At 49.6% G+C, this 20,757-nt stretch carries 18 protein-coding genes; 7 read left to right on the top strand and 11 right to left on the bottom strand.

Annotation, left to right across the window (positions count from 1 at the left end; genetic code table 11):
* The first annotated feature begins 230 nt into the window (after positions 1 to 230).
* Both F569_RS0115560 and F569_RS0115555 read left to right on the top strand, forming a co-directional pair.
* A complete protein-coding gene (locus tag F569_RS0115560) occupies positions 231 to 980 on the top strand; it encodes an electron transfer flavoprotein subunit beta/FixA family protein (protein WP_026942955.1) in 750 nt (249 codons plus the stop codon).
* Complete coding sequence (locus F569_RS0115555) at positions 980 to 1,921, top strand: electron transfer flavoprotein subunit alpha/FixB family protein (protein WP_026942954.1); 942 nt, start codon at positions 980 to 982, stop codon at positions 1,919 to 1,921. The genes F569_RS0115560 and F569_RS0115555 overlap by 1 nt, the downstream gene beginning before the upstream one ends.
* A 144-nt stretch (positions 1,922 to 2,065) precedes the next feature.
* Here the strand turns inward: F569_RS0115555 and F569_RS0115550 are convergent, their stop codons facing one another.
* Genes F569_RS0115550 through F569_RS0115540 form a run of 3 tightly spaced genes read right to left on the bottom strand, consistent with a single transcriptional unit; the run spans position 2,066 to position 4,522 of the window.
* Entirely contained in the window at positions 2,066 to 2,416 is a 351-nt protein-coding gene (locus tag F569_RS0115550; protein ID WP_026942953.1) for a DUF1428 domain-containing protein, read from the bottom strand.
* A 55-nt stretch (positions 2,417 to 2,471) separates the two neighbouring features.
* Positions 2,472 to 3,689 carry a serine hydrolase domain-containing protein gene (locus F569_RS0115545; protein ID WP_162143795.1) on the bottom strand — a complete coding sequence of 406 codons (1,218 nt, stop codon included), beginning with the start codon at positions 3,687 to 3,689 and terminating at the stop codon, positions 2,472 to 2,474.
* A gap of 20 nt (positions 3,690 to 3,709) precedes the next feature.
* Positions 3,710 to 4,522 (bottom strand): undecaprenyl-diphosphate phosphatase, encoded by an 813-nt coding sequence (locus F569_RS0115540; RefSeq protein WP_026942951.1) that lies wholly within the window; start codon positions 4,520 to 4,522, stop codon positions 3,710 to 3,712.
* 315 nt (positions 4,523 to 4,837) lie between these two features.
* Between F569_RS0115540 and F569_RS0115535 the strand changes: the two genes are divergently transcribed.
* Genes F569_RS0115535 through gltB form a run of 3 tightly spaced genes read left to right on the top strand, consistent with a single transcriptional unit; the run spans position 4,838 to position 11,224 of the window.
* The gene (locus F569_RS0115535; RefSeq protein WP_026942950.1) at positions 4,838 to 6,277 is read left to right on the top strand and encodes an NAD(P)-dependent oxidoreductase; all 1,440 of its coding nucleotides are present in this window, start codon (positions 4,838 to 4,840) and stop codon (positions 6,275 to 6,277) included.
* A 3-nt stretch (positions 6,278 to 6,280) separates the two neighbouring features.
* A complete protein-coding gene (locus tag F569_RS0115530) occupies positions 6,281 to 6,694 on the top strand; it encodes a GFA family protein (protein ID WP_026942949.1) in 414 nt (137 codons plus the stop codon).
* Positions 6,695 to 6,703: 9 nt separating this feature from the next.
* Positions 6,704 to 11,224 carry a glutamate synthase large subunit gene (gene gltB / locus F569_RS0115525; RefSeq protein WP_026942948.1) on the top strand — a complete coding sequence of 1,507 codons (4,521 nt, stop codon included), beginning with the start codon at positions 6,704 to 6,706 and terminating at the stop codon, positions 11,222 to 11,224.
* Position 11,225: 1 nt separating this feature from the next.
* Here gltB and F569_RS0115520 read toward each other — a convergent pair whose 3' ends face one another.
* The 3 genes from F569_RS0115520 to F569_RS18555 form a co-directional block, all read right to left on the bottom strand.
* A complete protein-coding gene (locus F569_RS0115520) occupies positions 11,226 to 11,792 on the bottom strand; it encodes a ribbon-helix-helix domain-containing protein (RefSeq protein WP_026942947.1) in 567 nt (188 codons plus the stop codon).
* A gap of 105 nt (positions 11,793 to 11,897) precedes the next feature.
* Entirely contained in the window at positions 11,898 to 12,434 is a 537-nt protein-coding gene (locus F569_RS0115515) for a hypothetical protein (RefSeq protein WP_026942946.1), read from the bottom strand.
* 6 nt (positions 12,435 to 12,440) lie between these two features.
* Positions 12,441 to 14,417, bottom strand: coding sequence for a DUF5011/hyalin repeat domain-containing protein (locus F569_RS18555; RefSeq protein WP_154813774.1), 1,977 nt, complete (start codon positions 14,415 to 14,417; stop codon positions 12,441 to 12,443).
* A gap of 175 nt (positions 14,418 to 14,592) precedes the next feature.
* Between F569_RS18555 and F569_RS0115505 the strand changes: the two genes are divergently transcribed.
* Both F569_RS0115505 and dapD read left to right on the top strand, forming a co-directional pair.
* Positions 14,593 to 15,057, top strand: coding sequence for a YaiI/YqxD family protein (locus F569_RS0115505; RefSeq protein ID WP_026942945.1), 465 nt, complete (start codon positions 14,593 to 14,595; stop codon positions 15,055 to 15,057).
* A gap of 55 nt (positions 15,058 to 15,112) precedes the next feature.
* Entirely contained in the window at positions 15,113 to 15,940 is an 828-nt protein-coding gene (gene dapD / locus F569_RS0115500; RefSeq protein ID WP_026942944.1) for a 2,3,4,5-tetrahydropyridine-2,6-dicarboxylate N-succinyltransferase, read from the top strand.
* Position 15,941: 1 nt separating this feature from the next.
* Here the strand turns inward: dapD and F569_RS0115495 are convergent, their stop codons facing one another.
* The 5 genes from F569_RS0115495 to hisS all read right to left on the bottom strand — a co-directional run bounded on the left by F569_RS0115495 (position 15,942) and on the right by hisS (position 20,730).
* The gene (locus F569_RS0115495) at positions 15,942 to 16,187 is read right to left on the bottom strand and encodes a hypothetical protein (RefSeq protein ID WP_154813773.1); all 246 of its coding nucleotides are present in this window, start codon (positions 16,185 to 16,187) and stop codon (positions 15,942 to 15,944) included.
* Between the two features lie 61 nt (positions 16,188 to 16,248).
* Positions 16,249 to 17,238 (bottom strand): TerC family protein, encoded by a 990-nt coding sequence (locus tag F569_RS0115490; RefSeq protein WP_034389205.1) that lies wholly within the window; start codon positions 17,236 to 17,238, stop codon positions 16,249 to 16,251.
* A 64-nt stretch (positions 17,239 to 17,302) separates the two neighbouring features.
* Complete coding sequence (locus tag F569_RS18550; protein ID WP_034389307.1) at positions 17,303 to 17,989, bottom strand: MBL fold metallo-hydrolase; 687 nt, start codon at positions 17,987 to 17,989, stop codon at positions 17,303 to 17,305.
* 616 nt (positions 17,990 to 18,605) lie between these two features.
* Positions 18,606 to 19,151: a peroxiredoxin gene (locus tag F569_RS0115470; RefSeq protein ID WP_026942941.1), complete on the bottom strand. Its 546-nt coding sequence runs from the start codon at positions 19,149 to 19,151 to the stop codon at positions 18,606 to 18,608.
* Between the two features lie 100 nt (positions 19,152 to 19,251).
* Positions 19,252 to 20,730 (bottom strand): histidine--tRNA ligase, encoded by a 1,479-nt coding sequence (gene hisS, locus F569_RS0115465; RefSeq protein WP_026942940.1) that lies wholly within the window; start codon positions 20,728 to 20,730, stop codon positions 19,252 to 19,254.
* Positions 20,731 to 20,757 lie beyond the last annotated feature (27 nt).

Raw genomic sequence — 20,757 nt, 5'->3', positions numbered from 1 at the left:
GGAATTGATAGAATATCGATTTATGCCAGGTGCCAGCCGTTAGTAACCTTCATCGCCAGCGATGAGAGCGCTACATTGTAATCGATGCCCTGCATCGATTACGGACACTCCGCGCATATGCAACAAAGTGCATATAAATCTGAGGGCTCTCCCTTGTTTTCTGCGCCCATCTATCGCATATGCATCTCGCGTATAATGATTTAGACCTCCCGCAAATTTTGGAGACCCATATGAAAGTCCTTGTTCCTGTCAAGCGCGTGCTTGATTACAACGTAAAGGCCCGCGTTAAATCGGACCAATCCGGCATTGATCTTGCCAATGTCAAAATGTCTATGAATCCTTTTGACGAAATTTCTGTCGAGCAAGCCGTTAAGATGAAAGAAAGCGGCGCGGCGAGCGAAGCCATAGTCGTCTCAATCGGCCCAGCTAAAGCGCAAGAAACTATTCGTACAGGCCTTGCTATGGGTATGGACCGCGGTATCCACGTCACAACAGATGAAGATTTAGAGCCCTTGGCGGTGGCTAAAATCCTCAAAGCGATTTGCGACGAAGAAGGCCCTGAGCTCGTTATTCTTGGCAAGCAAGCCATTGATAATGATTATGGCTCAACAGGCGGTATGCTTGCAGCACTTATGGATTGGCCTATCGGGTCAGCCGCTAACTCTATGGAGCAAGCAGGGAGTGAGCTTACAGTTGTGAAAGAAGTTGACGGTGGATTGCAGACTGTAAAGCTACAAATGCCAGCTATCGTTACAACTGACCTTCGCCTGAATGAGCCGCGTTATGCTTCTCTTCCCAATATTATGAAGGCCAAGAAAAAGCCGATCGATGCTAAGACCCCTGCCGATTACGGCGTCGATACAGCGCCGCGCCTTAAAACGCTTAAGGTCACTGAACCAGAAGCGCGCAAAGCCGGTATTAAAGTCGAAGATGCCGCGCAATTAGTTGATAAACTTAAAAACGAAGCAGGAGTTATCTAATGGCTATTCTTGTCGTTGCTGAACACGATAATTCAGACCTTAAAGACGCGACCCATAAAACTGTTACAGCCGCAGCGGCGATGGGCGTAGATGTTGATGTGCTTGTCGCAGGTAAAGGCGTCAAAGACGTTATGGGCCAAGCCGCCAAAATCAACGGCGTGCGTCATGTCTTGGGTGTTGACCATGTCTCTCTTGAGCGTCAGCTCGCCGAGTCTATGGAAGCTGTCATTGTCCCGCTCATGAGCGATTATGATGCTATACTTGCGCCTGATACGACCACGCATAAAAACTACATGCCGCGCGTTGCCGCTAAGCTTGACGTTCAGCAGATCTCGTCTGTCACAGGCGTTGAGAGCGCAGATACATTTGTGCGTCCGATCTATGCGGGTAATGCTATGGCCACTGTGCAATCCACAGACGCCAAGAAAGTCGTCACCGTACGGACAACAGCTTTTGCCGCGGCGAGCGAAGGCGGCTCAGCCGCTGATAAAATGCTTGCTGATCCGGCAGGGCCTTTCAAATCCGAATATGTCGGTGAAGAGCTGTCCAAATCAGACCGCCCTGAGCTCACTGCAGCGAAAGTCGTTATTTCTGGCGGACGCGGCATGGGTAATGGCGAGAACTTTAAACTGCTCGAAGGTATCGCAGATAAGCTCGGCGCAGCTATGGGCGCATCTCGCGCGGCCGTCGATGCGGGCTTTGTGCCTAATGATTGGCAAGTCGGCCAAACGGGTAAAGCCGTTGCGCCAGCTCTTTACATTGCCGTCGGTATTTCAGGCGCGATCCAACATTTGGCAGGCATGAAAGACTCCAAGGTCATCGCCGCTATCAATAAAGACGAAGACGCGCCGATTTTCCAAGTCGCGGATTACGGCTTAGTTGCGGACCTCTTTAAAGCGCTTCCGGAATTTGAAGCAGAATTGGAGAAAGCTGGATATTAACATTCACGTGACCCTAGTGTTTGCAAGCAAACACAGGGACCGGTCTGCGGGCGAAGCCCGTTCACGGGAATGCCCGCCTAAGCACCGATTCTAAGATTTTAAAACCCGCCCAATGAGGCGGGTTTTTTATTGGCTCTTTAAAACTTATGTCTCAAAAATCGTCTCAAACCCAGCATATATCAGGCGCTTCCCATCAAAAGGCATTTCGCCCATCTCGCCCCAACGTGGGTCGCTTTCCATTTTCTGCGCCGCCCCGTCACAGGTCTTTTGATCCGGCCATTCAATCCAAGAAAAGACAACGGCTTCATCTGCTGTTGCTTGGACAGCTTTCTTATAATCCGTAACCTTTCCATCAGGTGTATTTTCACTCCAATTTTCAACAACACGCACCGCGCCATATTCCATGAAAATCGGCGCCGAGGCCGCCGCTAATTTTATATAGGTCTCTTTCTTGGCCTTAGGGACAGGCACAACAAACCCTTGAATATAACTCATATCAACACCTCCATGGAGACTCGCTTATATCACATTTAGCAAGGCGCGTGAATTGTCATTTATTCAACCGTAACCAATCACGTTTCGGAAGGCCGTATAGCTGGTCCATAAATTCAAGTTGCAGCCCTATGGGGCGGGAATGCGGGCTGTTCCACATCATAGCTATACCAGACCGCTTTTCGGGATCGAAGAGAACCAAAGCACGGTAGCCCTGAACACCGCCGCGATGTCCGATGACTTTATGTCCTGTATAATCATAGACGCGCCACCCTAATCCGTAATGGGCATTTTCGAGAGCGCGATACTTACGGCGCATAAAGCGCTGTTCACGCGGCGTAATAATACGAGGCGTTTGCATGTCGACCAGAATTGTTTCCGGTAGTTTCTGCTCCGCCGGCATTTGAGCCATCATCCATTTCGCTAAATCTTTAACCGAACTATTTACCCCTGCCGCTGCAGGAACGCGGTAATAAGTCTCTTTAACACGGTTAATACGATTTCCAAATCGTCCATGTGGCTTCGCCCAAGACTTGGACCGTTGCAAACCCTCTAATGTTGTGCTCGCCGTATCCATGCCGAGCGGGCCAAAAATACGGTCTTGGACAACCGCCTTATAGGGCAAGCCTGTGACGCTCTCTATGATCTCAGACGAGGCATCATAAGCTGCATTTTGATAGGTATGACACGTACCGGGCTCGCATAAATATTTCAGCTCTTTCAAGGCGCGCCGGACCGTCTTGGCCCCTTTACCGCCTTCAATACGATTATCATAAGCATTACGGACAATACCGACGCGGTGCGAGAGCAAGTCTTCGATTGTAATGGGTTTATCAGAGGCCGGAAGTTCAAGCGAGCTGGCATGAAATTTAGCGGGTTCAGCCAGTGAGAAATGCCCTTCTTCTTCAAGGGATAATACGGTGGCGGCAGCTACGCCCTTGGAAACAGAGGCCCAGCGAAACACAGTATCAGCTGTAACCGGGCTGTTTGAATTGCGCAGCGTTTCGCCATAGCCTTTCGCCCATGTCATTTTCCCGTCTTCGACCACTGCCACGGACAAGCCAACCATTTCAAGCTGATGCATAAGCTGATCGGCGCGCTTATCAAGCTCTTGAATATCAATACCGGGAGTGCGCACTTGGGAGGAGACATTTGCCGCGGCTGTGAAGACAAATGAGAGGCTGATAATGAAAGAGATTATGAGGCGCGATATCATAGTCACGCCTGTAAAAGACGCCCCATCTTGCTGTCCAGTGAACTGTGCAGTTGGGCGCATTAAATCATCCTCAGTTTTGCTCAAGCGCCCGTAAATATCCATAGAAGTAAGCCGGCCCCCAAGAGAAGGCGATACACCATGAAAGGGAAGAACCCGATCTTGGACACCCACTTCATGAAAAGCGCGATACAGGCATAAGCCGCCGCAAAAGACAGGACCGCCACAATAAGACCCTCAGACAGACCCGTCGTGCCGCCGGGTTCTGTAATCAATTTGAGCAGCGCATATAAACCGCCTGCGCCAATAATCGGTAGGCTCATCAACATGGAAAAACGGGCGCTTTCCTCTCGCGTCATATGCATAAATCTCGCCGCCGTCATCGTAATACCGGATCGCGACGTACCCGGGATAAGCGCCAGAGCTTGGGCAAGACCCATGAGCGCCGCTCCTTTCCACGTCAGCTCTTCTGTTGTTTTCTCTTCACGGCCCCTAATGTCAGAGATCCAAAGCAGGATACCGAAAACAATGGTGGTAAAGGCAATAATCAGCGGCGAGCGCAGCAAAACATCATAGCCAAAGGCGCTAAAGAAAAATCCAAGCGCCAAAGCGGGCGGCGAAGCGATGATAAGGTTTAAAGCCAGAGCCGAATTTGTGTTCAGCTTACGCCTTAAAAGGTCAAAAAACCCGCTTATAATCCCGCCAACATCCTTGTGGAAGTAAGCCATCACGGCAAAAAGCGAGCCAAAATGCGCCATCACATCGATTAATGGGCCCTGATCAGTCTCCCATCCTAAAAGCTGCGGCGCCAAAACCAGATGCGCAGAACTGGAAATTGGAAGAAATTCAGTAAGCCCTTGAATAAGGGACAAAATAATAAGCTCAAGCCATGACATGTTACAGGTCTAAGCAGACAGGGTTAACGTACCTTTACGTCAGGCCACCTTCTATGAATTTAGCCTCGAAAAACACCATAACTCTATTGGATTGCACTAATTTATCTAACCTAAAAATAGCATGATAGCTCAATATTGTTTTTAAAGTTATAATAATGTCTATAAATAACAATGTATTAGCGCTGATTAAAGCATAAAAGATTTTATATATTTTATCCTTTTTTGACAAATTGTCGCATCTTGTATTTTAGGACTCACTTTGGTATGGAGAGAGCCGTATAAGGCGCACTTCATTCAAGCTTCACTGGAAGAACCATGGCCAAGACATCAACAGGACAGATGCTGCAATTCGTCGAGACCGAACGGGATATGCCCGAAAAGCGGGACTCGAGCCTCCGCAAGGACGACTTTCTTGAGATTTACGGTGATTATATTGATGCAAAGGCCGAAGAACAGGCCTCTCGATGCTCGCAATGCGGTGTTCCCTTTTGCCAAAACCACTGCCCGCTTGATAATAATATCCCTGATTGGCTTAAACTCACTGCAGAAGGCCGCATTGAAGAAGCTTATCACGTCTCTTCTGCGACCAATAATATGCCTGAAATTTGCGGCCGTATCTGTCCTCAAGATCGTCTTTGCGAGGGCTCATGTGTTATCGAGCAATCCGGCCACGGCACAGTTACTATTGGTTCCGTCGAGCGTTACCTCACCGACACCGCGTGGAAAGAAGGTTGGGTTCCACCACTTAAACCCCGCCAGGAGCGTCCGCTTTCCGTCGGCATTATCGGCGCTGGCCCTGCAGGTCTCGCCGCCGCAGAACAACTTCGCGAATTGGGCTGGCAAGTCACCGTATATGATCGCCATGACCGCGCGGGCGGCTTGCTGATTTACGGCATCCCTAACTTTAAGCTTGATAAAGAAATTGTTCAGCGCCGCACAAAACGGCTCGAAGAGGGCGGGATTAAATTTGTGCTAAACTGTGATGTTGGCGCCGACATTACCTTTGATAAACTACGCGAAAAGCATCAAGCCGTTCTTATTGCGACAGGCGTTTACAAAGCGCGCGATTTGGATTGTCCGGGCGCAGGCGCGAATGGCGTGACCCCTGCCCTGCCCTACCTTATCAATTCCAATAAGCGCGGCCTCGGCGATAAAATTCCCGTTGAAACAGCTGAAGGTAAAAATGTTGTTGTGATAGGCGGAGGCGACACAGCGATGGATTGCGTTCGCACGGCGGTTCGTCAAGGCGCGAAATCTGTAACCTGCCTTTACCGCCGCGACCACGCCAACATGCCTGGCTCTCGCCGTGAAACAGCCAATGCGCAGGAGGAGGGCGTGACGTTTGAGTGGCTCGCCGCACCGAAATCTATTCATGATGATGGCGGCACAGTCTCAGCTGTCCGCGCCGATAAAATGCGCTTGGGTAAAAAAGAGGCCTCAGGCCGCGAAAGTGTTGAACCCATTGAAGGCGCGGACTTTGATGTCAAAGCCGACCTTGTCATCAAAGCCCTTGGTTTCAGCCCTGAAAATATGAAAAACCTGACCGATGATATTACGGTGACGCGCTGGGGCACATTACGGGTCAATCCGCTCACCTTTGAAACAAACTTACCTGGCGTTTACGCCGCAGGTGACATCGTGCGCGGGGCGAGCCTCGTGGTCTGGGCGATCCGCGAAGGCCGCGACGCTGCCGCCCACATGCATAAATATCTGAAAGCTCAAATGGCGGCGGATGCCAAGATCGCGGCGGAATAAATTATGACAAAACTCAACGGAAAATGTCTCTGTGGCGAGGTCGCGTTTAAGGTTGAGGAACCTGCTCATCTGGATTCTTGTCATTGCGGCCAGTGCCGTACATGGAGCGGTAGTGTTAATATGAGCCTCGACTTCACCATGGTGGAATTTGAAAACAGAAAAGGCCTGAAATGGTATCGTAGTTCAGAATGGGCCGAACGTGGTTTTTGCAGCACCTGCGGCAGCAGCCTTTTTTACCGCCTCGTTGAAGACCTATCAAAAATGTCCGTCTGCGTAGGCGCGGTCCAAGGTATCTCGGATGACGTCAAAATTACCAAAGAGTTTTTCATCGAAGAAAAACCCGGCTTTTATAATCTCGAAGGCGAGCGCGAAAAACTTACTGGCGCTGAGGTCTTTGCACTTTACGGCGCAGAATAGGAATTAAGTATGTCTGATTGGCTTAAAAAATACGAAACAGACCGTGAAAAATTAATCGCGGCTCATGCCTATAATCCTGAGGACGAGCACGCCAATTGCGGTGTCGGTCTTGTGGCCTCTATTGACGGGACACCGCGCAGGGACGTTGTTGAAATGTCTTTGCAAGCGCTGAAAAATGTTTGGCATCGCGGCGCAGTTGATGCTGACGGCAAGACGGGCGACGGGGCGGGTATCCGGCTTGATATCCCCCAAGGGTTTTTCCGGGCCCAAGTCGAGGACACAGGCCATAAACCCACCGCCGCGAAAATCGCGGTCGGCATGTTCTTTCTGCCGCGTACTGATTTCAATAGCCAAGAAGCCGCCCGAACCATTGTCGAAACAGAGCTGCTAAAAGAGGGCTTTTATATTTATGGTTGGAGGCAAGTCCCGATTGATATCTCCGTTATTGGAGAGAAAGCCAAAGCGACCCGCCCCGCCATTGAGCAAGTCATGTTCCGCGATCCGCAAGGCCGCAAAGGCAATACGTTAGAGCGTGAGCTTTACATCATTCGCCGCCGCATTGAAAAACGCGCCATTGAAGCCGCGATCCCAAGCTTCTATGCCTGCTCTCTTTCCGTTCAGACAATTATTTATAAAGGCATGTTCCTGGCCGAGGATATTGATAATTTCTTTCCTGACTTGAAGGATGAGCGATTCATTTCCCGCGCCGCAATTTATCATCAGCGCTATTCCACCAATACCTTCCCGCAATGGTGGCTTGCACAGCCTTTTCGTATGTTGGCCCATAACGGCGAGATCAATACGCTCAAGGCCAATGCCAATCACATGAAAAGTCATGAGATTAAAATGGCTAGCGCCGCCTTTGGTGAGCGCGCGGATGACGTGAAACCCGTAATTCAAAAGGGCAGCTCTGACTCTGCTGCGCTCGACTCTGTATTTGAATTATTGGTACGCGCCGGACGAACTGCGCCTATGGCGAAGACATTGCTAATCCCCGAAGCTTACTCTAAACGGGGTGACCTTATGCCCGAAAGTTGGCGCGCCCTCTATGAATATTGTAATGGCGTGATGGAGCCATGGGACGGCCCTGCGGCCTTGGCCGCCTATGACGGGCGCTGGGTCATGGCAGGTTTGGACCGAAACGGCCTTCGTCCTTTGCGCTACTCTATATCAAATGACGGAGTTTTAGCCGTTGGCTCCGAAGCCGGCATGTGCCCTATGGAAGAGAAAACGATTGTTCAAAAAGGTGCGTTAAAACCCGGCCGTATGATCGCTGTCGATTTGGAGGACGGCAAGTTTTACGACTCCACTGAGATCCTGAATGAACTTTCTGAAAAGCGGCCTTATAAAAAATGGCTTAAAAAGGTTGTTAGTCTGGACGAAAAACTAGAAGGCAAAGAACCGGCCCCCGCCCTAACAGGCGAAAGCCTTGCAAGGCGGCAAGTGTCCTGTGGCCAGACCCTCGAAGATTTAGAACTTATCCTTGGGCCTATGGCCGAGATGGGCAAAGAAACTGTCGGATCCATGGGTGATGATACGCCCCTTGCCGTACTCTCTGATATTTACAGACCTTTATCACATTACTTCCGCCAAAACTTTAGCCAAGTCACGAACCCGCCTATTGACCCGTTACGCGAAACACGCGTTATGGGGTTAAAAACCCGCTTTAAGAATCTGCGGAACATCCTGGCGGAAGACAGCTCCCAAACCACTGAAATGCTGGTTCTCGAAAGCCCTGTCATGACGACAGGTATGCTCACGAAATTTAAGAAATTGGCTGGGCCTAAGAAAGCCCACATCATTGATTGCACATTCGCTGTCTCTGATGTGTCCTCCGATAAAGGCGCGGCGCTTAAAGCTGTACTGCAGCGCGTTAAAGCCGAAGCCGAGGAAGCCGTAAAGCGCGGCGTTGAGAATATCATTCTCACGGATGAATATACAGATGATGATAATGTGGCCGCGCCCATTATCCTCTGTACGGGTGCCGTGCAAACACATCTTGTCTCCCATGGTCTGCGCTCCTCCTGTTCTATTATCGTCCGTTCAGCGGAATGCTTGGACACCCATTATTTTGCTGTATTGATTGGCGCCGGGGCGACTGCGGTTAATGCTTATATGGCGCAAGATAGTCTTGCTGATCGCGTGAATCGCGGCCTTCTGGATATGAGCGTTGATGAAGCCACAGCTCAATATAAGAAAGCTATTGAAGGCGGCCTGCTGAAAATTATTTCCAAGATGGGTATTTCGGTTATTTCGTCCTATCGAGGTGGTAATAATTTTGAAGCGTTGGGCCTATCGCGGGCTTTGGTTGGAGAAAATTTTCCGGGCATGACATCCCGTATATCCGGCATCGGACTTGCGGGTCTTGAGGCCAAAGCACTCGAAGCTCATGAGCGGGCTTATGAGCCCTCAGTTGTCCGCCTTCCTGTTGGCGGGCTTTACCGGGTTCGCGCCAAGGGCGAACGCCATGCTTACAAAGCTGAAATGATCCACATGCTACAAGAAGCCGTCGGGTCTGAAGATTATGAGCTTTACAAAAAATATGCTCATGTTGTGAATAATGAAAAGCCCATTCAAATCAGAGACCTGCTCGATATAAGAGCGGCCGGGAAACCCCTGCCTCTACGCCGCGTGCAAAGTGTCAATGAAATTCGCCGCCGTTTCTGTACGCCCGGCATGTCGCTCGGCGCTCTGTCGCCCGAAGCCCATGGCACGCTCAACATTGCCATGAACCGTATTGGTGCAAAATCCGTGTCTGGCGAAGGCGGAGAAGATCGCGCGCGATATGTCCCCTTGCCCAATGGTGATAATCCAAACTCTGCCGTGAAACAAATAGCGTCAGGACGTTTTGGCGTAACGGCGGAATATTTAAATCAATGCCGCGAAATTGAGATTAAAGTCGCGCAAGGCGCTAAACCGGGCGAAGGTGGGCAGCTGCCTGGATTTAAAGTCACGGAAATGATTGCCAAGTTCAGAAATGCGACGCCTGGCGTGACGCTTATCTCGCCGCCGCCGCATCACGATATTTATTCTATCGAAGATTTGGCGCAGCTGATTTACGACCTCAAGCAAATCAATCCCACGGCCCGTGTGGCGGTAAAGCTTGTGGCCTCTTCCGGGGTTGGAACCATTGCGGCAGGTGTTGCGAAAGCGAAAGCCGACACCATCCTTATTGCAGGACATAATGGTGGTACAGGAGCCTCGCCCAATACATCCCTTAAATATGCGGGTATTCCTTGGGAGCTTGGCCTGTCAGAAGCGCATCAGGTGTTAAAGCTGAATAATCTGCGTAATTCCGTGACATTGCGGACAGATGGCGGGCTGAAAACAGGCCGCGATATTGTAATCGCAGCTCTCTTAGGCGCAGAGGAATATGGCATTGGCACGCTTAGCCTTGTGGCTATGGGCTGCATCATGGTGCGTCAGTGCCATTCTAATACTTGCCCCGTTGGCGTCTGCGTTCAAGACCCGCGTCTTCGCGAAAAATTCACAGGCACGCCTGAGAAAGTTATTAACCTAATGACCTTTATCGCCGAAGACGTGCGCGAAATACTGGCAGAACTCGGTGTTGAAACACTTGATGAAATTATTGGCCGCACGGATTTATTGGCCCAGGTTTCTCGCGGGTCGGAAAACCTTGACGATTTAGACCTCAACCCCATTCTCGCCCGTGTTGATAATTCCAGAATCAAAGATACGCGCAGAGAGCGTATCGAGGTGCCAGAAACACTGGACACAAATATTATCGCAGATTCGCGTCAGCTCTTTGAACGGCGGGAGAAAACTTATCTAACCTATGCCGTTGAAAATACGCACCGCGCTGTCGGGACGCGCACAAGTTCACATATCTACCAAAGCTTTGGCGCAGAAGGCTTGCCCGACGGGCAATTAACCGTCCGCCTTCGCGGCTCAGCCGGACAGTCCCTTGGCGCATTTGGCATGAAAGGCCTTCGCCTTATCGTCGATGGAGACGCCAATGATTATGTCGGAAAGGGCCTCTCAGGCGCCGAGATCATTGTCGCCCCGCAGGGCAGTACACCTATTGAGCATCACGAGAGTGCCATTATCGGCAATACCTGCCTATACGGCGCGACGAGCGGCACACTTATGGTCTCGGGCCGCGCTGGTGAGCGTTTTGCCGTCCGAAACTCAGGCGCTATTACAGTGATTGAAGGCTGCGGCACGAATGGCTGCGAATATATGACAGGCGGCACTGCCGTTATCCTTGGCAAAGTCGGTGATAATTTCGGTGCAGGTATGACGGGAGGCATGGCCTATATTTATGATGAGGATAACACCTTTGAAAAGGCTGTGAACCCTGACAGCGTCGTCTGGCAGCGCTTTGATGCGGAGCATTATGAGGAAGAGTGTCTAGACCTCATTCGCCGACATGTGGCGCTGACTGGGTCCGAATTTTCCAAGAAATTACTGACAGAATGGGACCTAGAACGGGGTAAGTTCTGGCAAGTCATACCAAAGGAAATGTTGAGCCGATTGAAAATACCTTTAACCCAGGCTGCCGCAGAGTAATTTATTTGCCGGGCTGCCGCGTTTTATGCAGATAGATATAAACCTCCTGTCCGCTATCTTCTTTGAAGGAGATAGCGCTTTGCCGATTTGGATTAAATTGAAGCTTAGGCGCAGCAATAAACTCGCAGCTTGTTCCTGATTGACGGCAAAGGGACACCGTCACGCTCGTCAGGTTTTCAGGGACGCTCTCGATATTGGGCTTGATGAGGATATCTCCGCTTTTTGCCGGAATCGTAAATACTGAACCCTGTCCGGGTTTAGCCAAGAGCGGAAAGCTTATGCCGTCACCGCCAAGCTCAACCCGCATATCATAAATGGGTGTATGATGGTGGGATTTGGCTATCAAATAGGTCGCAATGTGGCCTACAAAAAACCCCGCTATACCTATCGCCATCAGTAAGAGCCACGGCATCTTACGCGGTAAGCGCGTTGTATTGATGGACATGTAGCGCTCAATAAGGCCGCGCACGAGATCACTCACGCTTCGGCCTTCTTGTTCCGCCAAATTCGTGAGCGCTGTTTTCTCTTCATGCGACAGACGCACTTCTATTTTCTCAGTTTTCTTCATGGGAATCCCTTCCGTATTAGTTATACGGTAGGACGCAAAAAATCATGAAAGCAAATGAAAACGTGTCATGGCCATTGTCTTTAATGTCATGACACGATGTGAGGTTTACTTAATCTCTTCTTCGGCGGTCATTTCGATAATATTTTCGCCGTCAGCCATCGTCTTCATGTCAGGGTTGGGTTTCTGTGTAGTGACCGGCCCGACTTGAACGGGTATTGAGAACACACGGCTCATAGAATTTCCATCACCTATGTCGGCCAGCGCTTGAACATTTATATAATGACGCCCATTGAAATTCGCAGTGAAGGATACTGTCATCTCGTGATCCCCGCCTATACTCATATCAAAGTCTTTCGGGTCTGCCGCCAAAAGCTGAACGCCTGTTGCCGTTACAGTCACGCGCATTACGCCGCTATCGTAGGATTCGCCCAAATAAAGCTTAAAAGTCGTGGTTTCACCTACATTATATTGTGATTTCAAATTGTGCGCGTAGCCAATCCCCGCCCCGGGCTTAATGTAATTTTGAGACGCCATAGCTGATTTTTGAACATTTTTATGTGGAACATTTGGCTTCGCAGCACAGGCTGACGCTATAGTCAAAGCCATTATCGCAGGCGCGATTAATATCAATTTATACATCATTATCTCCTACTGAGTGATTGTGAAATCGTAGCACGCATTACCCGGAGTGCCTGAGCCGCCTTGGCCCAAATTGAAGAAATCATAAGCATCAACAACATAGTCACCCGCGGTCAGGGAAACCGTCACAGCCTCTCTTTCGCCAGGAGCACTTTCAGCCCGCAACACTGGCACGCCATCTCTATAGATAATGAAGTCAGGATCGCGGGAGGTTGACCCCGAAGTTCGTGTCATGCTCACCGTATGCGTTCCAGCATTTGTAATGGTAAATCTTACATAATTACGATTACGAAGCTTATTAAATAGCACTGGATTAGTTGCAGGGGAGTTTGTGCCCGCTGAGCAGACTTGCACAGCCGCCCCGTTTACTGAGGCGGTTTTGTAAACGGGCAATGAATTCGCCGTCGAACCGTTATTGCTCTCGCCTGCACCATCTTTACCTGTGCCGTCTATGCTTTGCGCCGCCGCTAATGCATTTATGGCCGTTACGTTTCCGGGTTCTGCACTCCGAACCTCATCTAAAAAACTGAAAATCGTCGTAAACAAAGATTGGCCTGTATAATCAGGATCCGTCAGGACATTATAAATCGGGCCCAGCCCCAATGTAATCGTGTCAGCCCCCTCATCGGCGCTATCATAAAGGTCATAGAGAATAGATTGCACAGAAAATTCGTTGAACCACCCCTCAGGAGAGGCTGAATTACTCTCAACATCAATAGAAAACCCATTCGCTTGTTGGCTGCCGCTACTGTCCCGGTAGAACGGGTCGTCCGTAATCATACCCGAAAGAGCATTCCCAAAGCCTTCGCCTAAGGCAACGCGAGGGTCTAAGCGGTCACTCCCTGAGTGAGGTCCGCCAAGAGAATCTGAACGCGAGAGTTGGTCTTCGAAATAGTGCCCCCACTCATGGATGACGACATGATCATCATACTCATCCGTATCATTATCGGCCGCGCCTAGAATATTCACGCGCCCATTGCCAACATAGGAAGACGTCGAAATTTCGCCATTAGCAACATTACCATTGGCAGGGCGATTATTAACGCTCCAGCCAAATTCATTAGGCGGGAAGACCACATCCGGATCAATCACCGAGATTTGTTGAAGCGCATCATAAATCGGATTTAAGATAGCAAATGGGGCTGCAGCACGTGTCCCCGTATAGCTGCTACCTCCCCAACCCGAGGCCGCATTAAGGTTACGGGTAGAATCAACTGTTCCAGAAGAGGCAAGGCTTCCATTAAGCGCATAGAGCGCATTGCTGCTTGTATTATCAATAACGCTGACATCCCATTTAGGCCCTGTGGTCTGCATCATTTCGGCTCTCGCCCGAATACGAACATCCGTGTTTGAATTTACAGAAACTTCATAATTCCCATTTGCATCCGTAACACCGCAAGACAATAACGCGTTTGATGCATCAAGCGCCTCAATGGTTATGCCCCGCGCTGGTTCTTGCGAAATCGCCGAATAATTCAAACCATTTGTGGATGTATTGAGCGGGACAAGATCAAATGTTAAACGGCCCGAAATTTTGCGGTCACCGACAGGTAAAGAGCGCTTAGGGGTTGTTACGGTTAAAGTCGCAGACCCAGTATTCCCGGCTGCATCACGCGCCGTTGCCGTGCACACGCTCGTAACATCAAAGCATCGTGATTGAGGAGCTGTGAAGGTCCCGTTTGAAAAACTTCCACCTTTCGTACATGTGACCGTTGGCCCAGATGTGACACCTATATTGTCAGTAGCAGAAGGCGACGCGCTTCCTGTATCGCCCGACGCAACAGTCAATGTCGAAGGACTGAAGCTGACAACAGGCGGTATAATATCTCCGAAAACGGTTGGAGGAGGAGGTGGCGGTGGTGGTGGTGGCACGACAGCGGAGCCTCCGCCGCCCGTACTATTGCTGCTGCCGCCGCCTCCACAAGAGACTAACAAGGCCGTAGAAAGCACAAGCGCTGTTGTCGTCAATAATCTTTTCAAAGCCACAATAGGTCTCCGGAAATTACAGATGTAAGTGTGCGGTTTTCGAACCTGAAATGTCAATTCTCTTTCACAGTTAAGGCTGTCACGCTCTTGTGAGGAGTCTATCACAGCGGGGCCTAAAGAATGTGTTAACTCTTAACGGCTTAACAGCCCAACAGACTTGCCTTATGCACATATTATGACGCTTACCCTTTATATTGACGCTGATGCCTGTCCCGTGCGCGAGGAATGTTACAAAGTCGCAAGGCGGCATGAAGTACCCGTTATTGTCGTTAGCAATTCTTTCCTGCGCGTACCGCGCGAGCCGCTCATTACATTTATAGCCGTCTCAGACGGATTTGACACCGCTGATGATTATATTGCGGAGCGGGCCAATGCGCGCTCGGTTGTTGTAACCTCTGATATATTGTTGGCTGAAAGGTGTTTAAAGCAAGACGCCGCAGTCCTAGCGCCAAATGGCAAAGCCTTCACCAAGGATTCTATAGGCGGCGCAATTGCGACGCGGGCCATTATGGCAGACCTTCGCGCTGGAGCGGATATGCCTAATATGGGCGGGCCGCCGCCTTTCACACATAAAGACCGTTCAAAATTTTTGGAATCGCTTCATGTCACGCTTGAAAAATTAAAACGCCAAAATTCTTAATTGACGCCAGACATGCCGGCTCTATGTTGCCGACGACTTATAAAAGGACAGCTCAATGACACGCCAACTCGAAACCCTTATCAATGCCGCTTGGGAGGACCGCGCCTCCCTTTCGCCTGAAATCAAAGGCGAAACACGGGACGCTATTGAAGCAGCGATCATGGCGCTGGACTCAGGCGAAATGCGCGTGGCCTCCAAAGCAGGAAATGGCGATTGGGTCGTGCATCAATGGCTCAAAAAAGCCGTGCTTCTGGGCTTTCGAATTCATCCTAATGCCGTCATGACAGGCGGCCCACAAGATGGTCATTTTTATGATAAAGTGCCCAGCAAGTTTGAAGGTTGGACCGAAGCTGATTTCCAAAAAGCAGCCTTCCGTGTTGTACCGCCCGCCACAGTCCGCCGCGGTTCATATATAGCACCAAATGCGGTGCTCATGCCCAGCTATGTCAATATTGGCGCGAATGTCGGCGAAGGCACAATGGTCGACACATGGGCTACAGTTGGATCCTGCGCACAGATCGGTAAGGATGTTCATCTCTCGGGCGGTGTCGGCATTGGCGGTGTGTTAGAACCCCTACAAGCGAACCCGACCATTATTGAAGATAACTGCTTTATTGGCGCACGTTCCGAAGTTGTCGAAGGCGTTATTATCCGCGAAGGCGCGGTTCTGGCTATGGGCGTCTTTATCAGCCAATCGACAAAAATTCTTAACCGCGCCACAGGCGAAATTAGCTACGGTGAAGTCCCCGCCTTTTCTGTGGTTGTTCCGGGAACCTTACCGAGTAAGGACGGCACTCACAGCTTGGCTTGCGCCGTTATCGTCAAAACTGTGGATGCCAAAACACGCAGCAAAACGGGCGTAAATGAGTTGCTGCGGGACTAAATTATTTCGCTTCGTTTTGAATTTGAATAGGAACCTCAATGAGGGCAAAATTTCTAAGCGGATTGAATGTAAATCGCCCATTAGCAAATAATGCATCCCCATCTTCTAAAAAGGTTAATGAATATTTATTAGTCTTTCCCCAATCCATTTTTCCATAAAGCTCCTGTGCGCCATCTGGAATATTCAATGAGACTGTTTTGCCAGCTTTAATCGCGCCCACCTCTTTGCCATCAACATAGAGCTTCAATGTGCGAGCTCTACCGAACCAACCTTTATTACGTGTAAGTGTAATCTGCCTCATTTCAAACCTAATGTGACGGCCTGTCACCCGCTTTAAACGCGTCCACAGCTTCGCGGCCCGCTACCTCGCTATTGCCGCGAATCTCCGCCTCTTTCTGAGCCCAGAGACGTTTCTGATAGCGGTTGGATAGGACGTCCGTAACAATCAACACGAACACAACGAGGTAGAAGCTCGACTTACTCATAGCCGCAATCGCAAAGCCAAATATCTTCAGATGCGCAAGATGCGCACCTTCGGTGACAAGCAACACACCCACAAGGAATAAGATGAAGAGACCGAGCACCTGATACATGCGGTTCTTTTTCAAAAATTCTGTGACCCGGTCCGCTAGCAAGATCATGGCAAGGCCTGAGAGTAAAATAGCAATGACCATAAGCGGCACTTGATAGGTCTTAGTCGGCTCGCACCCAACTGCCCCCGCAATAGGGTCAGCAATCAGCGCGGCTTTACAATCAACAATTGTGCCAGTGAATTGTCCCAAAATTGCGCCTGCATCATCAACGATATTTGCAGCGTCCACACTGGCAATTGCCATGGCGGATAGGATTGAATCAACCGAAAAAACAAGGTTCATCGCCACAATTAATGCAATCGCACCCATGACTGTTCGCGTACCGCCGCCTTCAGAATGTTCAATATGATCAACTTGCAAAAGGTGATGGATCTCTTTGATAGCGGTATAAATAATAAAGCCGCCGCCAACGAGCGTGATCAGGGCTTGCGCGGTAAATTCGCCTTCTAATATTTTCTCAAGATGAATCCCAAAAAGAGGCTCCGCAAGAAGGCTAAACAAATTGACAATGAGGAAAAGCAATACAATCCGTAATAAGACAGCAATACCAATGCCCCATTTACGAACTTTTCTGGCGTCATTTTCATCGCCGACCTTATTACTCTCAATCGCAATATAGAGCAGATTGTCAAAGCCCAATACGGCCTGCAGCAAGATTAGCATAAAGAGTGTAAATAGCGCTTCGAGCGTTAATAGTTCAGCCATGAATTCCTCCGATATGGAGGGCTTTTAATATGATTTGCTAAGGCTTGAAAAGGTGAAATTCACCTTACATGACGCCAGAGCTATTTCCGCCCACAGTTCCAATCACGCGATCCCCGACAAAAGGGTTATCTGCACGCTCTGCCCCAAAAGTGCTCATCGGGCCGTGACCCGGCACGAAACGCATATCTCCGCCCAAGGGCCAAAGCTTTGTGCGAATAGAGTCTATTAGGTCTTGCGGATTGCTTTTCGGGAAATCTGTTCGTCCGACAGAGCCTCTAAATAAGACATCTCCAACAAATGCAATTTTTATATCCTGATTATATATCACTACATGACCCGGTGTATGGCCTGGGGTGTGAACAACACCAAATTTTACGCCGCCAAGCTCAAGGGTCTCACCATCTTCGAGATATCTGTCCGGAACAACATTCTTGCCCATCCCGGCATGACCATATTGCGACCATGCCTGTTCAATCGTATCCATCCAAAATTGATCGTCTTTATGAGGTCCAATCACAGGAACACCGAGCTTGGCACGAATATCTTCGGCCCCACCGGCATGATCCAGATGCCCATGTGTCAGCCATATTTCTTTTAACGTAACGCCAAGCTCTTTCGCGGCCTCCATCAACTTATCAGCCTCCCCGCCGGGGTCGACAAGCACGCCCTCCATGGAGTTTGTATCCCACAGTAAACTACAATTCTGTTGAAATGGGGTGACAGGGATAAGTCTAAGATCAAGTTGGGCCATGAATTCTATGTCGCCCAATCGGGGCCATAGCGTCAAGTAAAACCGTTCAGCAAACATTCAGGGGCGAATTCCTATACGGGTATCAACTTATCACTCTCTCTTTTGATGAGTTGTCTCTCTTTTAAACTTACCCTGTCCCTGCGGGCAGGGTTTTCTTTATCTGCGGTCTGAACATAACGACTATGTAACGCTACGCTCCCCAATCATAACAAAATTGTTAGCAAAGCTTCATACTACAGTCATGTTGCGCCATGTATAAGACAATCATCCAATTCATTGGATTCCCCTTCGAACTGGCGGCGGCCATTGGGCTTGCCGCCCTTTTTCGGCCTTTTCTCAATGACTTACTTTTTTGTAACAAAACAGTATGGCTCCTGTTAGATTCAATAGCGTTAAACAAAAGTCTCGAGAAATTTGGCTGACCCTCAACAAATTTCTCTATATTGAAACAGGTTGGTCTTACCCCCAGCCCAGACAAAACCTGTTACTTGTAAAAAGGGTTGGTATGAAACAATGCCAACCCTTTTTCTTTGCAAAAAATATTTATCCTTATCGAAACAAAAAACGCCCGGCAAAACCGAGCGTCTTAAGCGATTAATAATTTAAATTTATTCGCTTACGCCGCATTAGCCGCTTTCACGGATCCGCGAATATAAGCGAGCATTGTGTCTGCATCTGAAACTTCAAATGGGTCTGTTGGGCAATTATCTCCAAAATCTGGCTCAATGAACATCTTCTCAATATTCCCGTCATTTACGAGCATAGAGTAGCGCCAACTCCGATATCCAAACCCAAGATTATCTTTGTCCACAAGCATACCCATTTTGCGAGAAAACTCGCCTGACCCATCTGGGAGCAGGAAGACATTTTCGCGCCCCTGGTGAAGGCCCCACTGATACATGACAAAGGCATCATTTACAGACAGGCAGATGACCTCATCGATGCCTTCTGCTTTAAAATCTGCATATAGCGCTTCATAACGCGGCAGATGTGTTGTGGAACAGGTGGGCGTGAAAGCGCCAGGCAACGCAAAAAACACAACCTTTTTACCTTTAAATATCTCGTCCGTTGTCAGATCTTTCCAGTCAAATTTGTTCGGGCCTTCAACGTTTTCGTCGCGCACTCGCGTTTTGAAAGTGACATTTGGAACTGTATTACGCATAAATAAAATCTCCTTGGATTGCACAATTTTGCAACGGGGAGATAGGGTATTTGTTCCAAATTAAAAGGTAAAATTACGGCTTAGACAAAGAGTCGCAAATTCACGTTAGCATCGCTTTCACAGCCGCCACAAAATGGTCCCGCGAGACTGTTTCTTGTGCGGGACGCGACTCTTTCCATTCCTCATTTGAAGCAATGGCTTTGGCCATCTCAGCGCCCAAATAGAGATCTTTAAGCGTGACTTCACCTTTGGCCAATTCATCCTCACCCATCAATACAGCCACTTGAGCATTTCGGCGATCTGCATATTTCATCTGCTTAGTTACATTCCCTGAGCCGACAAAGACTTCAGCGCGAATACCGTCTGCGCGAAGCTCTTCAGCCATTTTAAAATATTGCCCCATTAGCGAGCGGTCAAAAGCACAGATTATGACTGGCGGTTTCACAGATTGTTCAAGCGCGTCCATACGTTCAAGCGCCGTCAAGAAACGTGACACGCCAAAGCTGAAGCCTGTGGCGGGAACCGCTTGGCCGCGAAAACGCGAAACCAAATCATCATAACGCCCGCCCCCGCCAATAGAGCCAATGCGCACTGGACGGCCTTTTTTATCACGAATATCGGCTAATAACTCGGCCTCAAAAACTGGGCCTGTATAATAGCCAAGACCGCGCACGATAGAGGTGTCAAAACTGACCCGATCCGGCCCAAATCCTGTTGACGTCAAAATACTATCAATCATTGAGAGCTCTTTCACGCCATCCATACCGCGCTCGGATGTGCCGACGAGGGTTTCAAGCGCCGCAATTGTTTGGCCGCGATCCGTGTCCGAAGCCGTTGTGAACCCGAGGACGGCTTTAATACCTGCCGCATTAAGACCTGCGCCCTTGGTATAGTCCCCGCTTTCATCTTCGCGGCCCTCACCGAGCAAAGCTTCCACCCCCTCGGCGCCAAGGCGGTCTAATTTATCAATGGCCCGTAAAACCTGCAGCCGTTGAACAGCCCCCTCATCTGTATTGGGCACGCCTGAGGACTCCAGAATACCGTCCAATAATTTACGGTTATTCACACGAATAGCATATTGTCCGTCTTTCAAACCTGCCGCTCGCATGACGTCAGCAGCGAGCATTATCATTTCCGCATCCGCCGCGGGGCCAGCCGCGCCAACACTATCCGCGTCACATTGCACAAATTCTCTGAAACGGCCCGGACCGGGCTTTTCATTACGGTAAACAGAACCTGCTTGATAACGGCGATAAGGCTTGGCAAGCGCATCATAATTCTCGGCCACAAAACGGGCGAGCGGCGCCGTCAGATCATAGCGCAAAGAGAGCCACTGCTCATCATCATCCTGCAAGGCAAAAACTCCCACATTGGGACGATCTTCATCAGGCAAAAACTTGCCTAGCGCATCCGCATATTCAAAGGCAGGTGTTTGCAGAGGTTCAAAGCCGTGTAGGTCATACACAGAAAAAGCGGCCTCAATCAGGCGGCGTTCCGCCCGCAACAGCTCAGCCGGTTTATCTTCAAATCCGCGCGGACGCCGCGCCTTCGGACGAAAGGGTTTGTTCTTCTTAGACATGAGGCGGGGTTTAGACGGGAATGGCTT

It is taken from the genome of Hellea balneolensis DSM 19091 (assembly GCF_000428525.1).
In the GTDB taxonomy this organism is placed as follows: Bacteria; Pseudomonadota; Alphaproteobacteria; order Caulobacterales; family Maricaulaceae; genus Hellea; species Hellea balneolensis.
Note: the sequence above shows the minus strand (reverse complement) of the source record. Positions and strands in the feature narration are given on the sequence as shown.